At 64.9% G+C, this 16,196-nt stretch carries 13 protein-coding genes; 12 read left to right on the forward strand and 1 reads right to left on the reverse strand.

Going from position 1 to position 16,196, the window contains the following annotated elements; translation table 11 throughout:
- Positions 1-127 precede the first annotated feature (127 nt).
- The 6 genes from C8C99_RS18960 (at position 128) to C8C99_RS18985 (ending at position 7,083) form a co-directional block, all read left to right on the forward strand.
- Positions 128-1,108 (forward strand): ABC transporter permease, encoded by a 981-nt coding sequence (locus tag C8C99_RS18960; protein WP_108626572.1) that lies wholly within the window; start codon positions 128-130, stop codon positions 1,106-1,108.
- Complete coding sequence (locus tag C8C99_RS18965; RefSeq protein ID WP_056646682.1) at positions 1,108-2,325, forward strand: M20 aminoacylase family protein; 1,218 nt, start codon at positions 1,108-1,110, stop codon at positions 2,323-2,325. The genes C8C99_RS18960 and C8C99_RS18965 overlap by 1 nt, the downstream gene beginning before the upstream one ends.
- A gap of 111 nt (positions 2,326-2,436) precedes the next feature.
- Positions 2,437-4,020, forward strand: coding sequence for an ABC transporter substrate-binding protein (locus tag C8C99_RS18970; protein WP_056646680.1), 1,584 nt, complete (start codon positions 2,437-2,439; stop codon positions 4,018-4,020).
- A gap of 122 nt (positions 4,021-4,142) precedes the next feature.
- Positions 4,143-5,054, forward strand: coding sequence for an ABC transporter permease (locus tag C8C99_RS18975; RefSeq protein ID WP_015012586.1), 912 nt, complete (start codon positions 4,143-4,145; stop codon positions 5,052-5,054).
- 32 nt (positions 5,055-5,086) lie between these two features.
- On the forward strand, positions 5,087-6,073 hold the full coding sequence (locus C8C99_RS18980; RefSeq protein ID WP_108626573.1) for an ABC transporter ATP-binding protein: 987 nt from the start codon (positions 5,087-5,089) through the stop codon (positions 6,071-6,073).
- Positions 6,070-7,083 carry an ABC transporter ATP-binding protein gene (locus C8C99_RS18985; protein WP_056646678.1) on the forward strand — a complete coding sequence of 338 codons (1,014 nt, stop codon included), beginning with the start codon at positions 6,070-6,072 and terminating at the stop codon, positions 7,081-7,083. Before C8C99_RS18980 ends, C8C99_RS18985 begins: the two co-directional genes overlap by 4 nt.
- A gap of 140 nt (positions 7,084-7,223) precedes the next feature.
- Here C8C99_RS18985 and C8C99_RS18990 read toward each other — a convergent pair whose 3' ends face one another.
- On the reverse strand, positions 7,224-8,153 hold the full coding sequence (locus C8C99_RS18990; protein ID WP_108626574.1) for a LysR family transcriptional regulator: 930 nt from the start codon (positions 8,151-8,153) through the stop codon (positions 7,224-7,226).
- A 153-nt stretch (positions 8,154-8,306) separates the two neighbouring features.
- On the opposite strand from C8C99_RS18990, the gene C8C99_RS18995 reads away from it, so the two are divergent.
- From C8C99_RS18995 to C8C99_RS19020, 6 genes are all read left to right on the forward strand, one after another.
- Positions 8,307-10,433: a 3-hydroxyacyl-CoA dehydrogenase NAD-binding domain-containing protein gene (locus C8C99_RS18995; protein WP_108626575.1), complete on the forward strand. Its 2,127-nt coding sequence runs from the start codon at positions 8,307-8,309 to the stop codon at positions 10,431-10,433.
- A 103-nt stretch (positions 10,434-10,536) separates the two neighbouring features.
- Positions 10,537-11,712: an acetyl-CoA C-acyltransferase gene (locus C8C99_RS19000; protein WP_108626576.1), complete on the forward strand. Its 1,176-nt coding sequence runs from the start codon at positions 10,537-10,539 to the stop codon at positions 11,710-11,712.
- A gap of 43 nt (positions 11,713-11,755) precedes the next feature.
- On the forward strand, positions 11,756-12,952 hold the full coding sequence (locus C8C99_RS19005) for an acyl-CoA dehydrogenase family protein (protein WP_108626577.1): 1,197 nt from the start codon (positions 11,756-11,758) through the stop codon (positions 12,950-12,952).
- A 10-nt stretch (positions 12,953-12,962) separates the two neighbouring features.
- Complete coding sequence (locus C8C99_RS19010) at positions 12,963-14,096, forward strand: acyl-CoA dehydrogenase family protein (protein ID WP_108626578.1); 1,134 nt, start codon at positions 12,963-12,965, stop codon at positions 14,094-14,096.
- A 4-nt stretch (positions 14,097-14,100) separates the two neighbouring features.
- Positions 14,101-14,937 (forward strand): oxepin-CoA hydrolase, alternative type, encoded by an 837-nt coding sequence (locus tag C8C99_RS19015; protein ID WP_108626579.1) that lies wholly within the window; start codon positions 14,101-14,103, stop codon positions 14,935-14,937.
- Entirely contained in the window at positions 14,934-16,190 is a 1,257-nt protein-coding gene (locus C8C99_RS19020; RefSeq protein WP_108626580.1) for a CaiB/BaiF CoA-transferase family protein, read from the forward strand. The genes C8C99_RS19015 and C8C99_RS19020 overlap by 4 nt, the downstream gene beginning before the upstream one ends.
- Positions 16,191-16,196 lie beyond the last annotated feature (6 nt).

Raw genomic sequence — 16,196 nt, forward strand, 5'->3', positions numbered from 1 at the left:
ACGCACTGAAAGCAAGGGCCGTGCGGCCCTTGCTTTCTTTGGTATATCTGACGATGTATTGACCCGCAGTGCCTCGGCCACCAAAAGTGGCGGTGGTACTTCCATCGAACACTCACTCGACTCTCTGATGCTTGCCTTTATATTGCGCCGCCTGATACAGGCTGTGATTGTCATGGTCACGGTGGCCTTCATCTCCTTCATGCTGTTCCAGTACGTGGGAGATCCCGTGGTGTTCCTGTTGGGCCAGGATGCCACTCCGGAGCAGATCCGCGAGCTGCGTAGTGCCCTTGGCCTGGACAAATCCTTCTTCGTGCAGTTCTGGCACTTTCTGGTGAATGCGGCGCAGGGCGAGTTTGGCCTGAGCCTGCGCCAGGGCGCCAAGGTCTCGCGCCTGATTGCCGAGCGCTTCCCGGCCACGCTGGAGCTAGCCCTCGTTGCGGCCCTGCTCGCGCTGGTGATTGGGGTGCCGATGGGCGTGTATGCCGCCCTCAAGCGCGGCACCTTCACCAGCCAGCTGTTCATGACCCTTTCGCTGCTGGGCGTGTCCCTGCCTACTTTCCTGATCGGCATCTTGCTGATCCTGGTGTTTGCCGTGCACCTGGGCTGGTTCCCCAGCTTCGGCCGCGGCGAAGTGGTGCAACTGGGCTGGTGGAGCACCGGCTTGATCAAGGCCAAGGGCTGGCACCACATCATCCTGCCTGCGATCACGCTGGCCATCTTCCAGCTCACACTGATCATGCGTCTGGTACGGGCTGAAATGCTGGAGGTGCTGCGCACCGACTACATCAAGTTCGCCCGGGCGCGCGGCCTCTCCAACCGGGCCATCCATTTCGGCCACGCCCTCAAGAACACGCTGGTGCCCGTGCTGACCATTACCGGTTTGCAACTGGGTGGCCTGATCGCTTTCGCCATCATCACCGAGACCGTGTTCCAGTGGCCGGGCATGGGCCTGCTGTTCATCCAGGCTGTGACCTTTGCAGACATCCCTGTGATGGCCGCTTACCTGTGCCTGATTGCGCTGATCTTCGTGGTGATCAACCTGGTGGTGGATCTGTTGTACTTTGCGGTTGATCCGCGTCTGCGCGTGGGCAAGGCAGGAGGCCACTGATGCAAGGCCCTCGTTTGAAAGCTGGTGGTCGCGCCTTCGCGCACATCGCTCAATACCACCCCGAGTTGACGGCACTGCGGCGTGACCTGCACGCCCATCCCGAGCTGGGTTTTGAAGAGATATACACCAGCAAACGCGTCAAGGAAGCGTTGAAGCTCTGCGGTGTGGATGAGATCCACGACGGCATCGGGCGCACGGGTGTGGTGGGCGTCATTCGGGGGCGCAGCACGGCCAGCGGCAGCATGGTAGGCCTGCGTGCCGACATGGACGCCCTGCCGCTGACCGAGCACAACGACTTCGCCTGGAAGTCCTGCAAACAGGGCCTCATGCACGGCTGCGGCCACGACGGCCACACCGCCATGCTGATTGGCGCTGCGCGCTACATGGCGGAGACGCGCAACTTCGACGGCACCGCCGTGCTGGTGTTCCAGCCGGGCGAAGAAGGTTTTGCCGGTGCCCGCGTGATGATGGAAGACGGGCTGTTTGACCGGTTTCCGGTGCAGTCCATCTTTGCCATGCATAACTGGCCGGCGATGAAGCCCGGCACCGTCGGTATCAACGCCGGGCCCATGATGGCCGCTGCCGACCGCTTCACGGTTGAAATCACCGGGCGTGGCGGCCACGGCGCGCATGCCTACCAGACGGTGGACGTGGTGCTGGTCGCGGCCCACATCATCACTGCGGCGCAGAGCATCGTGTCGCGCAATGTCCGGCCCATCGACAGTGCGGTGGTCAGCCTGTGCGCGATGCAGGCAGGCGATCTGGGGGCGTTCAGCGTGCTGCCAGGCACGGCCACGCTGGTCGGCACCGTGCGCACCTTTGATCCGCAGGTGCAGGAGATGGTCGAGAAGCGCCTCAAGGAGCTATGCAGCGCCATTGCGCTGGGCTTCGGGGCCACCGCCACCGTGCACTACGAACGCATCTACCCCGCCACCATCAACAGCGAAAGCGAAGCGATCTTTGCGGGCGACGTGGCCGAGTCGCTGCTGGGTGCCGACCATGTGGTGCGCGACCTGGAGCCCAGCATGGGCGCAGAAGACTTCTCTTTCATGCTGCAGAACAAACCAGGTGCTTACTTGCGCATTGGCCAGGGCACAGGGTCCAGTGGCAGTGCGCTGCACAACAGCCGCTACGATTTCAACGACGACATCCTGCCGCTGGGGGCTGCGCTGCACGCCAGCCTGATCGAGCAGGCCATGCCCTTGCCTGCAGTTTGACCGGATGCCAGGCCCTTGTTGCTGCCCTTGTCTCTTCGCGCAAACACGCTGTTCACCCACCGGAAGTCTTCGTACCCTTCCATTCCACCCTTTCACTACCAGGAGATTTCCATGAAATTCCAGAAAAAAGTCGTTGTGACCGCTCTCTTCGCTGCGTTGACCGCTGCGAGTCTGGTAGCCCAGGCCCAGACCGTGCGCATCGCCAACCAGGGCGATGCCCTGTCGATGGACCCGCACTCGCTCAACGAGTCGCTGCAATTGAGCGTGACCAGCAACGTGTACGAACCCCTGGTGGGCCGCAACAAGGACCTGAGCCTGGCGCCCGCGCTGGCCACCAGCTGGAAGCAGATTGCCCCGACCGTGTGGCGCTTCGAACTGCGCAAGGGTGTGCAGTTCCATGACGGCACGCCGTTCACGGCCGACGATGTGGTGTTCAGCTTCACCCGCATGAAGGGCGACGGCTCCGACATGAAGGCCACCAACAGCGACATCAAGCAGGTGCGCAAGATCGACGACCACACGGTCGAGATCGACACCATGGCCCCCCAGCCTATCCTGCCGGACGTGATCACCACCTCCTACATGATGAGCAAGAAGTGGTGTGAGACCAACCAGGCTGTCACCCCCGTGGACCGCCGCAAGGGCATTGAGAACGCTGCGTCGTTCCGCGCTAACGGCACCGGACCCTACCGCCTGCGTGAACGCCAGCCCAACGTACGCTCCGTGTTCGTGCGCAACGGCGCCTACTGGGGCAAGATCGAAGGCAACGCCACCGAGGTGGTGTTCACCCCGATTGGCAATGACGCCACGCGCGTGGCAGCCCTGCTGTCCGGCGAAGTGGACGTGATGGAGCCCGTGCCTGTGCAGGACATCGAGCGCGTCAACAACAGCGCCAACGCCCGCGCCATCACCGGCCCCGAGCTGCGCACCATCTTCCTGGGCATGGACCAGAAGCGCGACGAGCTGCTGTACTCCAACGTCAAGGGCAAGAATCCCTTCAAGGACAAGCGCGTGCGCCAGGCGTTCTACCAGGCCATCGACATCGAAGGCATCAAGAAGACTGTGATGCGTGGCGCGTCCAATCCATCCGCACTGATGGTGGGCCCTGGCATCAACGGCTTCCAGCCAGAGGTCAAGCGCCTGCCTTACGACGTCGAGGCCGCCAAGAAACTCATGGTCGAAGCCGGCTACCCCAACGGCTTTGAAGTCACCATGAACTGCCCCAACGACCGTTATGTAAACGATGGCCGCATCTGCCAGACGGTGGCTGCCAACCTGTCGCGCATCAACGTCAAGATCAACCTTGCGGCCGAAACCAAGGGCACGTACTTCCCCAAGGTGCTACGTCGTGACACCAGCTTCTACATGCTGGGCTGGACGCCCACCACGTACGACTCGCACAACGCCCTCAATGCGCTGATGATCTGCCCGGACGATAAGACCGGCGCGGGCCAGTTCAACCTGGGTGCGTATTGCAACCCCAAGCTGGACGAGCTGACCAAGAAGATCCTGGTCGAGACCGACAAGCCCAAGCGCGACGCCATGATCAAGGAAGCCTTTGACGTGCACACCGCCGACGTGGGCCACCTGCCGTTGCACCAGCAGGCACTGGCCTGGGGCGTGAGCAAGAAGGTCAAGCTCGTGCAGATGGCCGACAACTACATGCCGTTCAAGTGGATCACCGTGAGCAAGTGAGCCCCCGCGTTCCCGACTGATCGATACGACGACAACAACAAAGCCACTGGCTAATTCAAGCCCGCAACAACACCCGTAGCTACCCGCTGCGCGTGTTGTTGCCCGTTGACTGGTTTCCCACAATGAAAACTACCCTTGCCCGCTGGTTTGACAGCGACGTTGGCTACAGCTTCCGCACATCGCCGGTCGCCATGCTGGCCGCTGCCATTGCGCTGATTTGCCTGTTCTGTTCGGTGTTTGCCGGATGGGTGGCACCCCACAACCCGTTCGACCTGACCACGCTGGAGCTGAGCGATGCGCGCCTGCCTCCGGCATGGAGCGAAATGGGCTCCATGAAATACCCCCTGGGCACCGACGACCAGGGCCGTGACATCCTGTCTGCCCTGATCTACGGCGCGCGCATTTCCCTCGTGGTGGGCATCGCTTCGGTGGTGCTGTCCGTGGTGGTGGGTGTGGCGTTCGGCCTGCTGGCAGGCTTTCGGGGCGGCTGGGTGGACGCTGTGCTCATGCGCTTGTGCGACGTGATGCTGTCCTTTCCCGCCATTCTGGTCGCGCTGCTGATTGCCGGCGTGGGCCGTGCGCTGTTCCCCAATGCGCACGAATCACTGGCGTTTGGCGTGCTGATCCTGTCCATTTCCCTCACCGGCTGGGTGCAATATGCCCGCACGGTGCGCGGCTCCACGCTGGTGGAGCGCAACAAGGAATACGTGCAGGCCGCCCGTGTGACGGGCGTCTCGCCGCTGCGCATCATGCGCAAGCACGTGCTGCCCAACGTGATGGGGCCCGTCCTGGTGCTGGCCACCATCCAGGTGGCCACGGCCATCATCACCGAAGCCACGCTGTCTTTCCTGGGCGTGGGCGCGCCGCCCACTTCGCCCTCGCTGGGCACGCTGATCCGCATCGGCAACGACTACCTGTTCTCGGGCGAATGGTGGATCACCGTGTTCCCGGGCGCCATGCTGGTGCTGATTGCCCTGTCGGTCAACCTGCTGGGTGACTGGCTGCGCGATGCCCTGAACCCGCGCCTGCGTTGAGCCATAACAAGAACAAGAAAAGCGATATTTCCATGAGCCTTCTCGAAGTCAAAAACCTCGTTGTCGAATTCCCGGGCCGTCGCGGTACCCTGCGCGCCCTGGACGACATTTCCTTTTCCATTGCACCCGGCGAGATCCTGGGCGTGGTGGGAGAGTCCGGCGCTGGCAAGTCGCTCACCGGCGCGGCCATCATCGGCCTGCTGGAGCCGCCAGGCCGTGTGGCCTCAGGCCAGATCCTGCTGGAAGGCCAGCGCATCGACAACCTCAGCAACGAGGAAATGCGCCACATCCGGGGCCGCCGCATCGGTGCGATCTTTCAAGACCCGCTGACCTCGCTGAACCCGCTGTACACCGTGGGCCGCCAGCTCACCGAGACCATCCTCGCCCACCTGCCGGTCAACGCTGCCGAGGCACGCCAGCGTGCGATCCAGCTGCTCAAGGACACCGGCATCCCGGCGGCCGAAGAGCGCATCGACCACTACCCCCACCAGTTCTCGGGCGGCATGCGCCAGCGCGTGGTGATCGCCCTGGCCCTGGCCGCCGAGCCCAAGCTCATCGTGGCCGACGAGCCCACCACGGCGCTCGATGTGTCCATCCAGGCGCAAATCATCACGCTGCTGAAAAACATCTGCAAATCGCGTGGTGCTGCCGTGATGCTGATCACCCACGACATGGGCGTGATCGCCGAGACCTGCGACCGCGTGGCCGTGCTGTACGCCGGCCGGGTGGCCGAGATCGGCCCGGTGCATGACGTGATCAACAAGCCGTCGCACCCCTACACCAGCGGCCTCATGGCCTCCATCCCCGACATGACGATGGACCGTGAACGTTTGAATCAGATCGACGGTGCCATGCCGCGACTCAACGCCATCCCCAAGGGCTGTGCCTACAACCCCCGCTGCCCCAAGACTTTTGACCGCTGCATGACCGACCGCCCCGACCTGATGGATGCCGGCGCTACCCGCGCTGCCTGCTGGCTGCACGCCGGTGCCACGACCCGCGCCGAGGTGACCGCATGAGCGCCGCCGCAACGAAAAGTAAGGCCCTGGTGCAGGCGCATGACCTGGCCAAGACCTTTGACGTCTCTGCCCCGTGGCTCAACCGTGTGATCGAGCGCAAGCCCCGCACCCTGCTGCACGCGGTGGACGGCGTGAGCTTCGAGATCGAAAAGGGCAAGACGCTGGCCCTGGTGGGCGAGTCCGGCTGCGGCAAGAGCACCGTGGCCCGCTTGCTGGTGGGCCTGTACGAGCCCACCCGTGGCGGTCTCACGTTCGACAACCAGGATGCGCACGCGGCCTTCAAGGGCAACGATGCCAAGGCCATGCGCCGCCGCATCCAGATGATCTTCCAGGACCCGTACGCGAGTCTGAACCCTCGCTGGCTGGTGGAGGACATCATCGGTGAGCCGCTCAAGGAGCACGGCCTCATCACCGACAAGGCAGAGCTCAAACAGCGTGTGGGCGAGCTGCTGCAGTCCGTGGGGCTGTCGCCGCTCGACATGGTGAAGTATCCGCACCAGTTCTCCGGCGGCCAACGCCAGCGCATCTCGATTGCGCGCGCCCTGGCCACCGAGCCCGAGTTCCTGGTGTGCGACGAGCCCACCAGCGCGCTCGACGTGTCAGTGCAGGCGCAGGTGCTGAACATCATGAAGGACCTGCAGCGCGAGCGGCAGCTCACCTACCTGTTCATCAGCCACAACCTGGCCGTGGTGCGCCATGTGAGCGACCAGGTCGGCGTGATGTACCTAGGCCGCCTGGTCGAACTGGCCGACAAGCACACGCTGTTCGACACGCCGCGCCACCCCTACACGCGCATGCTGCTCGATGCCATCCCCAAGATGCACGACACGGGCAAGGCGCGCACACCGGTGCAGGGCGAGGTGCCCAACCCGCTGAACCCGCCACCCGGCTGTGCGTTCAACCCCCGCTGCCCGCATGTCAATGACCGCTGCCGCACCGAACGCCCCAAGCTCCAGAGCATCGGCGGCATCCGCATTGCGTGCCATGCGGTGGAGGAAGGGCGGATCTGATGCCCAGCGCCGCACCGGCGTGCCGCGAAGTCACCCGGTGTGCGGGACACAGGTGCAGGCGGATGTCATTTGCTATGAAAAATATAGCTATTGACGCATGATGAACTAGCACCTGCGCCCGTTTTTGCATTGGGAGTCGATCAAGGTGCTGATCCGGCCGCCGCTGACGCGCCTGGCTCGGCGGCGGGCAGGGCCCGCCCCAGCAGGTAGTCAATGCAGGTGCGCACCGCCCGGGTCTGGTGGCGGTTGGGCATGTAGAGCATGAACATCTGGGTGCCAAAAATGCTCAGCCGCCAGTCGTCGAGCGTGGTCAGCACTTCCCCGCTGGACACGGCGTCCTGCACCACGTAATCCGGTACCAGCCCCACGCCCAGCCCTGCCAGGATGCCCTGGCGCAGAAACGGAAAGTGCTCCGAAATGATGGTGGGCTCCAGCAAGGCTTCCTGGCGCTGGTCACCCCGGTACCCGCGCAGGCGCAGCTGCTTGCCCACCACCCCTGCGGTGATCACCGGCGCAGCCTGCAGAGCCTCGAAGTCCTGGGGCAGCCCGTGCGCCTCGGCGTATCCACGCGATGCGCAGGCGATGTAGCGCACGCTGCCCAGGTCGCGCGCTACCAGCGTGGGCGGGGGCTCGGGCATCACGCGGATGGCGATGTCCACCTCGTCACGGATGAGGTCGTCCACCCGGTTTTCAAAGCGTACATCCAGCACGATGCCGGGGTACAGCCGCTTGAAGTCGATCAGCCAGTCCGACATCACCATCTGCCCGTAGCCACTGGGCACGCTCAGGCCCACGCGGCCCTGCAGGCCCTGGCCCAGCGTGGCAATGGTCTCGCGCGCGGCCAGCATTTCGTTCTGAATGGCGCGGCCATGGGCGTACAGGCGCAGCCCCACCTCGGTGGGCTCCACCCGGCGCGTGGTACGGCGCACCAGCTGTACCCCCACCGATTTTTCCAGCTGGTGCAGGTGGTAGCTCACGTTGGCGCGCGTCATCTTCAGGTTGCGCGCGGCCTGGCTCAGGTTGCCGGCATCGAGGATGTCGACCAGCACGGTGAGGGAGGTGAGTTCCATAGGTGGGGCGGCGCTTGACCGCTCGTTTGCTGCAGTTTGTCAAAAGAACTTTGACAGTCTGTCAATGAGCTCTGTAATTGTCAAGATTACTTCGCGCATCAACAATCCCCCGGTCATCAACAGGCACAGCCATTGACCAGGAGACTTCCCCATATGCACGCCGCCGCTGCCGCATCTTCCGTTGTTACGACCGCGCTGCATGGCGATGTTCTGGTCGTCACCATCGACAACCCGCCCGTCAATGCCCTGGGCGCTGCCGTGCGCCAGGGCCTTTTGGCGGCCATGCAGCAGGCGCAGGCCGACGCCGCCGTGGTCGCCGTGTTACTGGTGGGTGCGGGCAAGGCCTTCATTGCCGGGGCGGACATTCGCGAATTCGGCAAGCCACCGGTTGCTCCCATCCTGCCCGAGGTCTGCCGCGCCATCGAAACCCTGAGCAAGCCCGTGGTCGCCGTGCTGCACGGCGCGGCCCTGGGCGGTGGGCTGGAGGTGGCTCTGTCGGCACACTACCGGCTGGCTTTGCCCGCTGCCACGCTGGGCCTGCCCGAGGTGAACCTGGGCCTGCTGCCCGGCTCGGGCGGCACCCAGCGCGCCCCACGCCTGATGGGCGTGCAGGCGGCTACTGCCCTCATGCTCAGTGGTCAGCCCCTCAAGGCGCAGGCCGCGCTGCAAGCCGGGCTGGTCGACAAGCTGGTGGAAGGCACCGACCCGCTGGCCGCAGGCCTGGCCTACGTGCGCGAGCTGCTGGCGGCCAACGCCCCCGCGCGCCGCACGCGCGACCTGGCCATCGCCGAGCCGCAGGCGGCCCTGGCCTGGCTGGAAGAGCAAAAGACCGAGACGGCCAAGAAGTCGCGCGGCCTGTTCTCTCCCCTCAAGATCATCGAATGCGTGCAGGGCGCGCTGCAACTGCCGTTTGATGAAGGCATGGCCCGCGAGCGCGCCCTGTTCATGGAATGCCTGGACAGCCCGCAACGCGCCGGGCTCATCCACGCCTTTTTTGCCGAGCGCGAAGTGGTCAAGGTGCCTGAGGCCCAGGCCGCGCAGCCACGCCCCGTGGGCAGCATTGCCGTCATCGGTGGCGGCACCATGGGCGCGGGCATTGCCGTGGCGGCGCTGGATGCGGGCCTGCCCGTGACCATGATCGAGCGCGACGCCGAGTCCATCGCCCGGGGCCGCGCCAATGTCGAGAAGGTCTACAACGCCCTGGTCGCCAAAGGCCGCATGACCGATGCCGCCAAGGCCGCCGTGATGGCGCGCTACATCGGCAGTACCAGCTACGCCGACATCGCCCAGGTTGATCTGGTGATCGAGGCCGTGTTTGAAGACATCGAGGTGAAGAAGGCTGTGTTCCGCGAGCTGGACCGCGTGTGCAAACCCGGTGCCGTGCTGGCCACCAACACCTCCTACCTCGACATTGACGCCATTGCCGCTGCCACCGGCCGCCCGCAAGACGTGATTGGCCTGCACTTCTTCAGCCCCGCCAACATCATGAAGCTGCTGGAGATCGTGGTGCCCGCCCAGGTGGCGCCCGATGTGGTTGCCACTGCGTTCGAGCTGGCACGCAAGCTCAAAAAGGTGCCTGTGCGCGCCGGTGTGTGCGACGGCTTCATCGGCAACCGCATCCTGGCTATCTACAAGCAGGCCGCCGACTACCTGCTGGAAGACGGTGCCAGCCCGTATGAGATCGACGCCGCCGTGCGCGGCTTTGGCTTTGCCATGGGCCCCTTCCAGGTGACCGACCTGGCCGGTGGCGACATTGGCTGGGCCACCCGCAAGCGCCGTGCTGCGACGCGTGACCCCAAGGCCCGCTATGTGGAAATTGCCGACCGCATCTGCGAGCGCGGCTGGTTTGGCCAGAAGACGGGGCGCGGTTTTTACCTCTACCCCGATGGCGCCCGCGTGGGCCAGCCCGACCCTGAAGTGCTGGCCATTGTGGAGGCCGAGCGCGCCAAGAAGGGCGTGACGCCCCGCAGCTTCACCGCCGACGAGATCATGCGCCGCTACATGGCCGCCATGGCCAACGAAGGGGCCAATGTGGTGCACGAAGGCATTGCCCTGCGCCCGCTGGATGTGGACGTGACCTTTGTGGCGGGCTACGGCTTTCCGCGCCACCGGGGCGGCCCGATGAAGTGGGCCGACATGACGGGGCTCCCCAAGGTGCTGGCCGACATCCGCGAGTTCGCCAAGGAAGACCCGCTGTTCTGGAAGCCCTCGCCCTTGCTGGAAAAGCTGGTGCGGGAAGGGCGCAACTTTGACAGCCTGAACCAGGCTGAAAAGAGCTGACCTCGCCTCTCGCCGCGATTTTTAGGATCCATCGAATTCAAATCATTTTGGCCTCTGGCGCTTGATCAATAAGCGCAAAAAGCTATCAAATAAGGAGCAAATCATGCGTGAAGCCGTCATCGTTTCCACCGCCCGCACCCCGCTGACCAAGTCGCACCGGGGCGAATTCAACGCCACGCCCGGCCCGCAGCTGGCCGCGTATTCCGTCAAGGCGGCCGTGGAGCGCTCGGGCATCGACCCCGAGCTGATTGAAGACCTGGTGATGGGCTGCGGCTACCCCGAGGGCATCACCGGCAAGAACATTGGCCGCCAGGCCGCACTGCGCGCGGGCCTGCCCCTGTCGGTAGCGGGCATGGTTGCCAGCCGCTTTTGCGCGTCGGGCCTTCAGTCGGTGGCGATTGCGGCGGGCCGCATCGTGGCCGAAGGCGTGCCCGCCATGGTGGCGGGCGGGGTGGAGAGCATCTCTGCCATCCGCGCAGGTAACCCGGCAGACATTGACCCCTGGCTGCAAGAGCACAAGCCCGACCTCTACATGGCCATGATCGACACCGCCGACATCGTGGCCCACCGCTACGGCATCAGCCGCGAAGACCAGGACGCTTTCTCGCTGCAAAGCCAGCAGCGCACCGCCGCCGCACAGCAGGCCGGTGTGTTCGCTGACGAGATCGTGCCCTGCGCCGCGCGCATGATGGAAAAGAACAAAGAGACCGGCGAGGTCACCTACCGCGAAGTGACCGCCACGCACGACAACTGCAACCGCGCCAATACCACGCTCGAAGGCCTGGCCAAGCTGGAGCCCGTGAAGGGCCCAGGCCAGTTCATCACCGCAGGGAATGCCTCGCAACTGTCCGACGGCTCCAGCGCCTGCGTGCTGATGGAAGCCAAGGAGGCCGAGCGCCGTGGCCTGCAGCCCCTGGGTGCCTTCCGTGGTTTTGCCGTGGCCGGTTGCGAGCCCGACGAAATGGGCATCGGCCCCGTGTTTGCCGTGCCCAAGCTGCTGGCACGCCACGGCCTCACGGTGCAAGACATTGACCTGTGGGAGATGAACGAGGCCTTTGCCTCGCAGGCCCTGTACTGCCAGCGCCGCCTGGGCATTCCCTCCGAGCGGCTGAACGTGAACGGCGGGGCGATTGCCATTGGCCACCCCTTTGGCATGACCGGTGCGCGCCTGGTGGGCCACCTGCTGCTCGAAGGCCGCCGCCGCAAGGCCAAGTACGGCGTGGTGACGATGTGCATTGCCGGTGGCATGGGCGCTGCAGGCCTCTTCGAAATTTTCTGACCTTGCGCCACACCACCGAACTCTGAACTGCAAGCGACCCGATATGGACCTGAATTTCACCCCCGAAGAAGAAGCCTTCCGCGCCGAGGTGCAGGCTTTCTTGAAAGCCAAGCTGCCCGAACGCATCGCCACCAAGGTCAAGGCAGGGCAGCGCCTGACCAAGGCCGACCAGGATGAGTGGCACGCCATCCTCAACGAGCGCGGCTGGCTGGCCAACCACTGGCCCCAGGCCTACGGCGGCCCAGGCTGGGGCGCGGTCGAGAAGTTCATCTTCGACACCGAGTGCGCCCTGGCCGGTGGCCCGCGCATCGTGCCCTTTGGCGTGAACATGCTGGGCCCGGTGCTCATCAAGTTTGGCAACGAGGCGCAGAAAAAATACTGGCTGCCGCGCATCCTGAGCGGCGAGGACTGGTGGTGCCAGGGCTATTCCGAACCCGGCGCAGGCTCGGACCTGGCTTCGGTCAAGACCACGGCGGTGCGCCAGGGCGACCACTACATCGTCAACGGCCAGAAGACCTGGACCACCCAGGGCCAGCACGCCAACATGATCTTCTGCCTGGTGCGAACCGACCGCGAAGCCAAGGCCCAGTCGGGCATCAGCTTCTTGCTGGTGGACATGAAATCGCCTGGCGTGGAACTGCGCCCCATCCGCACGCTCGATGGCGACAAGGAAGTCAACGAAGTCTTCTTCACCGATGTGAAGGTGCCCGTGGAAAACCTGGTGGGTGAGGAAAACAAGGGCTGGACCTACGCCAAGTACCTGCTGACCTACGAGCGCACCGGCATCGCAGGCGTGGGCTTTTGCATTGCCGCGCTGGCCAAGCTCAAGGTCATTGCGGCCAAGGTGATGAAGAACGGCCAGCCACTGGACCAGGACCCGCTGTTTGCTGCCCGCATGGCACAGGTCGAGATTGACCTGGAGAACATGAAGACCACCAACCTGCGCGTGATTGCCGCCGTGGCCGGTGGCGGCGTGCCGGGGGCCGAAAGCTCCATGCTCAAGATCCGTGGCACCGAAATTCGCCAGGATATCCTTTCGCTCATCCGCCGCGCGGTGGGGCCTTACGCGCTGCCGTTCATCGAAGAAGCGCAGTACGAAGGCTATGCCGATGAGCCCGTGGGCCCGAAGGAGGCAGCGACGGCTGCGGCCAACTACTTCAACTACCGCAAGCTGTCGATCTTTGGCGGCTCCAATGAAATCCAGAAGAACATCATCTCCAAGATGATTCTCGGCCTGTGAGGTTGCCGCGATGAACTTTGAACATACCGAAGACCGCCGCATGCTGGCGGACACCCTGACCCGCTTTGTGGCCGAGCAGTACGGCATCGAAACGCGCAACCACATTGCCTACGGCGACACCGGTACGGACCCAGCGCTGTGGGCCCGCTTTGCCGAGCTGGGCGCGATTGGCGCGCTCTTCCCTGAAGCAGATGGCGGCTTTGGCGGTGCAGGCTTTGACGTGGCCGTGGTGTTTGAAGCCCTGGGCAGCGGCCTGGTGGTGGAGCCCTTTGTCGGCGCGCTGGTGGTGGGCCGGGCGCTGGGCCTGGCGGGCAGCGCGGCGCAAAAGGAACACATCGCCAGTCTCATCGACGGCAGCACCGTGGCCGCGCTGGCGCACGAAGAGCCCGGCGCACATTACGCATTGAACCGCGTGACCACCCGCGCGGTGCGCAATGGCGACGGCTGGCAACTCACCGACCACAAGGCCGTCGTGCTGCATGGCGACCAGGCGCAGATGTTGCTGGTGAGCGCCCGCACTTCGGGCGCTGTGGACGATGAAGAGGGTATCTCGCTGTTCCTGGTTTCCACCGATGCCGCAGGCCTGAGCCGCCGAGGCATGGGCCGCATCGATGGCGGCCGTGTGGCTGAAGTCAGCTTGCAGAATGTGCAGCTGGGTGCCGATGCACTGCTGGGCACGGAAGGGCAGGGCTACGCGACGCTGGAGCATGCGGTGGGCTGGGGCATTCTGGCGGTGTGTGCTGAGGCGCTGGGTGCGATGGACGTTGCCAAGAAGCACACCCTGGAATACCTGCAAACGCGCAAGCAGTTTGGTGTGCCCATTGGCAGCTTCCAGGCCCTGCAGCACCGCATGGCCGACCTGCTGCTGGAAGTGGAGCAGGCGCGCTCTGCCGTCATCAACGCAGCGGCCGCGATGGATAGCACCGACCGCACCGAGCGCGAGCGTGCGCTGTCGGCGGCCAAAGTCACCATGGGCCGTATTGGGGCGCTGGTGGCCGAGGAAAGCATCCAGCTGCACGGGGGCATTGGCATGACGTGGGAGCTGCCCTTGTCGCACTACGCCAAGCGCCTCGTCATGGTGGACCACCAGTTTGGCGACGAAGACCATCACCTGGCGCGCTTCATTGCGCTGGGCCGGAGCTGAAGCCATGGAGCAGCCACTGCCTCTGCTGCAACGCCGCGAGGGCGCGGTGCTCGTGCTCTCCAACAACAACCCAGCCGCGCGCAATGCGCTGTCGCCCGCGTTCTACGCGGCGCTGACCGAGGCACTGGCGCAGGCCGAGGCCGACCCCACCGTGGGCGCCATCGTGCTCACGGGCGAAGGCGGGCACTTTTGCGCGGGTGGTGACTTGCGCCAATTGGCCAAGCGCCGCGAGCTGCCCATCGAAGAACGCCGCGCCAAGCTCGAAGGCCTGCACGACCTGATCCGCACCGTGCGCGATTGCCGCAAGCCGGTGATCGCGGCGGTGGAGGGCGCTGTCGCTGGTGCTGGCCTGTCGCTGGCGCTGGCCTGCGACATGCTGGTGGCTGCGCGCAATGCCGTGTTCTCGGTGGCCTATGTGAAAGTGGGGCTCACGCCCGACGGGGGCGCCACGGCCTTCCTGGCCGAGTTCGTATCGCGCCAGGTGCTGACCGAGCTGTGCCTCACCGGCGAACGCATCTCGGGCGAGCGGCTGCACGCACTCGGCCCGGTCAACCGACTGGCCGAGCCGGGTGAAGCGCTGACGCAGGCATTGGCATTGGCCGCGCAGGTGTCCGCCGGGCCGGACCTGGCCATGGGCCGCATCAAGGCGCTGTGCCGCAGTGCCTACGCGCAGCCACTGGACGACCAGCTGGAGCTGGAAGCACAGCGCATGGTGCAGTCGCAAGCCACCGAAGAATCCCGCGAAGGCATTGGTGCGTTTCTGGAAAAACGCCCCGCCGATTTCGCCCGCCTGCGCCAGGTCAATGCCGCTGGCGCGGGTACACAAGACACTACGCAATGACCTCCACAACCCCCACACCCGCATTGCCAGAGGGCATGGACTTCCCGCTCGAAGGCGTGCGCGTACTCGATCTCTCGCGCGTGTTTGCCGGGCCGCTGTGCGGCCAGGTGCTGGCCGATTTTGGTGCCGACGTCATCAAGGTGGAACACCCCGGCCGGGGTGACGACACCCGCGACTGGGGCATGCGCATCGGCAAGACCGAGACCACCTACTACAACAGCATGAACCGCAACAAGCGGTCCATCACGGTGGATTTGCAGACGCCCGAAGGCGTGAAGATCATCCGTGACCTGCTGCCGCAGTGTGACGTGGTGGTCCAGAACTTCAAGACCGGCGGCGCCGAGAAGCTGGGCCTGGGCTACGAGCAGCTCAAGGCCATCAAGCCCGATCTCATCTACTGCTCGGTGGCGGGCTACGACAGCTCCGGCCCCGAGGCCAAGCGCCCCGGCTACGACCTGGTGATCCAGGGCGAGGCGGGTCTGATGGCCATCAACGGTGAGGCCAGCCAGCCGCCGCTGAAGTTTGGCGTGGCCGCCGTGGACATGATGACCGGCATGTATGCGGCGCAGGCCGTGCTGGCCGCACTGTTCCGCCGGGAACGCACAGGCAAGGGCCGCCACATCGAGATGGCGCTGTACGACTGCGGCCTGATGATCACCGGCTATTACGGCCTGGACGCCATGCTGCTGGGCCACGATCCGCAGCGTTACGGCAACGCCCACCCGTCCATCGTGCCCTACGGCATGTTCGAGGCACAGGATGGTCCGCTCATCATCGCCGTGGGCAACAACAGCCAGTTCGACAAGTTCTGCCGCCAGGTGGTGATGCGCCCGGACATCGTGGAAGACCCCCGTTTTGCCACCAATGTCGAGCGTGCCCGCAATCGACTGACCCTGCTGCCCGAGATGAAGGCGTTGATTGCCAGCTTCCCGCGTGATGTGCTGCTCGAACGCCTGACCGCTGCGGGCATCCCTTGCGGCCGCGTGGCCGGCCTGCATGAGGCGCTGACCAGCGAGCGCACGCGCCGCGGCGGCCTGTTGCAGGAAATGCCCCACCCCGAGGCGGGCACCACGCATGTGTTTGCGCCGCCTTATCGACTCGACGGCCAGCGCCTGCCCATCCGCAACGCACCGCCCACCCTGGGCGCGGCCACGCGCGAGGTGCTGCAGCAGCTGCTGCAACTGCCCGAGGCCGAGCTGCAGGCCCTGCGCGACAAGGGTGTGCTCACGCTGCCCGACCCACAACAACATTGACAGGAG

Origin of the sequence: Acidovorax sp. 107, assembly GCF_003058055.1 — a bacterium.
Taxonomy (GTDB): domain Bacteria; phylum Pseudomonadota; class Gammaproteobacteria; order Burkholderiales; family Burkholderiaceae_C; genus Acidovorax.

What these genes read in the sequence shown, in the direction of transcription:
- C8C99_RS18985 (WP_056646678.1), top strand. Translation starts at nt 6,070, where the DNA reads ATGAGCGCCGCCGCAACGAAAAGTAAGGCCCTGGTGCAGGCGCATGAC.
- C8C99_RS19000 (WP_108626576.1), top strand. Translation starts at nt 10,537, where the DNA reads ATGCGTGAAGCCGTCATCGTTTCCACCGCCCGCACCCCGCTGACCAAG.
- C8C99_RS18975 (WP_015012586.1), top strand. Translation starts at nt 4,143, where the DNA reads ATGAAAACTACCCTTGCCCGCTGGTTTGACAGCGACGTTGGCTACAGC.
- C8C99_RS19020 (WP_108626580.1), top strand. Translation starts at nt 14,934, where the DNA reads ATGACCTCCACAACCCCCACACCCGCATTGCCAGAGGGCATGGACTTC.
- C8C99_RS18980 (WP_108626573.1), top strand. Translation starts at nt 5,087, where the DNA reads ATGAGCCTTCTCGAAGTCAAAAACCTCGTTGTCGAATTCCCGGGCCGT.
- C8C99_RS18960 (WP_108626572.1), top strand. Translation starts at nt 128, where the DNA reads ATGCTTGCCTTTATATTGCGCCGCCTGATACAGGCTGTGATTGTCATG.
- C8C99_RS19015 (WP_108626579.1), top strand. Translation starts at nt 14,101, where the DNA reads ATGGAGCAGCCACTGCCTCTGCTGCAACGCCGCGAGGGCGCGGTGCTC.
- C8C99_RS18995 (WP_108626575.1), top strand. Translation starts at nt 8,307, where the DNA reads ATGCACGCCGCCGCTGCCGCATCTTCCGTTGTTACGACCGCGCTGCAT.
- C8C99_RS18965 (WP_056646682.1), top strand. Translation starts at nt 1,108, where the DNA reads ATGCAAGGCCCTCGTTTGAAAGCTGGTGGTCGCGCCTTCGCGCACATC.
- C8C99_RS18990 (WP_108626574.1), bottom strand. Translation starts at nt 8,153, where the DNA reads ATGGAACTCACCTCCCTCACCGTGCTGGTCGACATCCTCGATGCCGGC.
- C8C99_RS19005 (WP_108626577.1), top strand. Translation starts at nt 11,756, where the DNA reads ATGGACCTGAATTTCACCCCCGAAGAAGAAGCCTTCCGCGCCGAGGTG.
- C8C99_RS18970 (WP_056646680.1), top strand. Translation starts at nt 2,437, where the DNA reads ATGAAATTCCAGAAAAAAGTCGTTGTGACCGCTCTCTTCGCTGCGTTG.
- C8C99_RS19010 (WP_108626578.1), top strand. Translation starts at nt 12,963, where the DNA reads ATGAACTTTGAACATACCGAAGACCGCCGCATGCTGGCGGACACCCTG.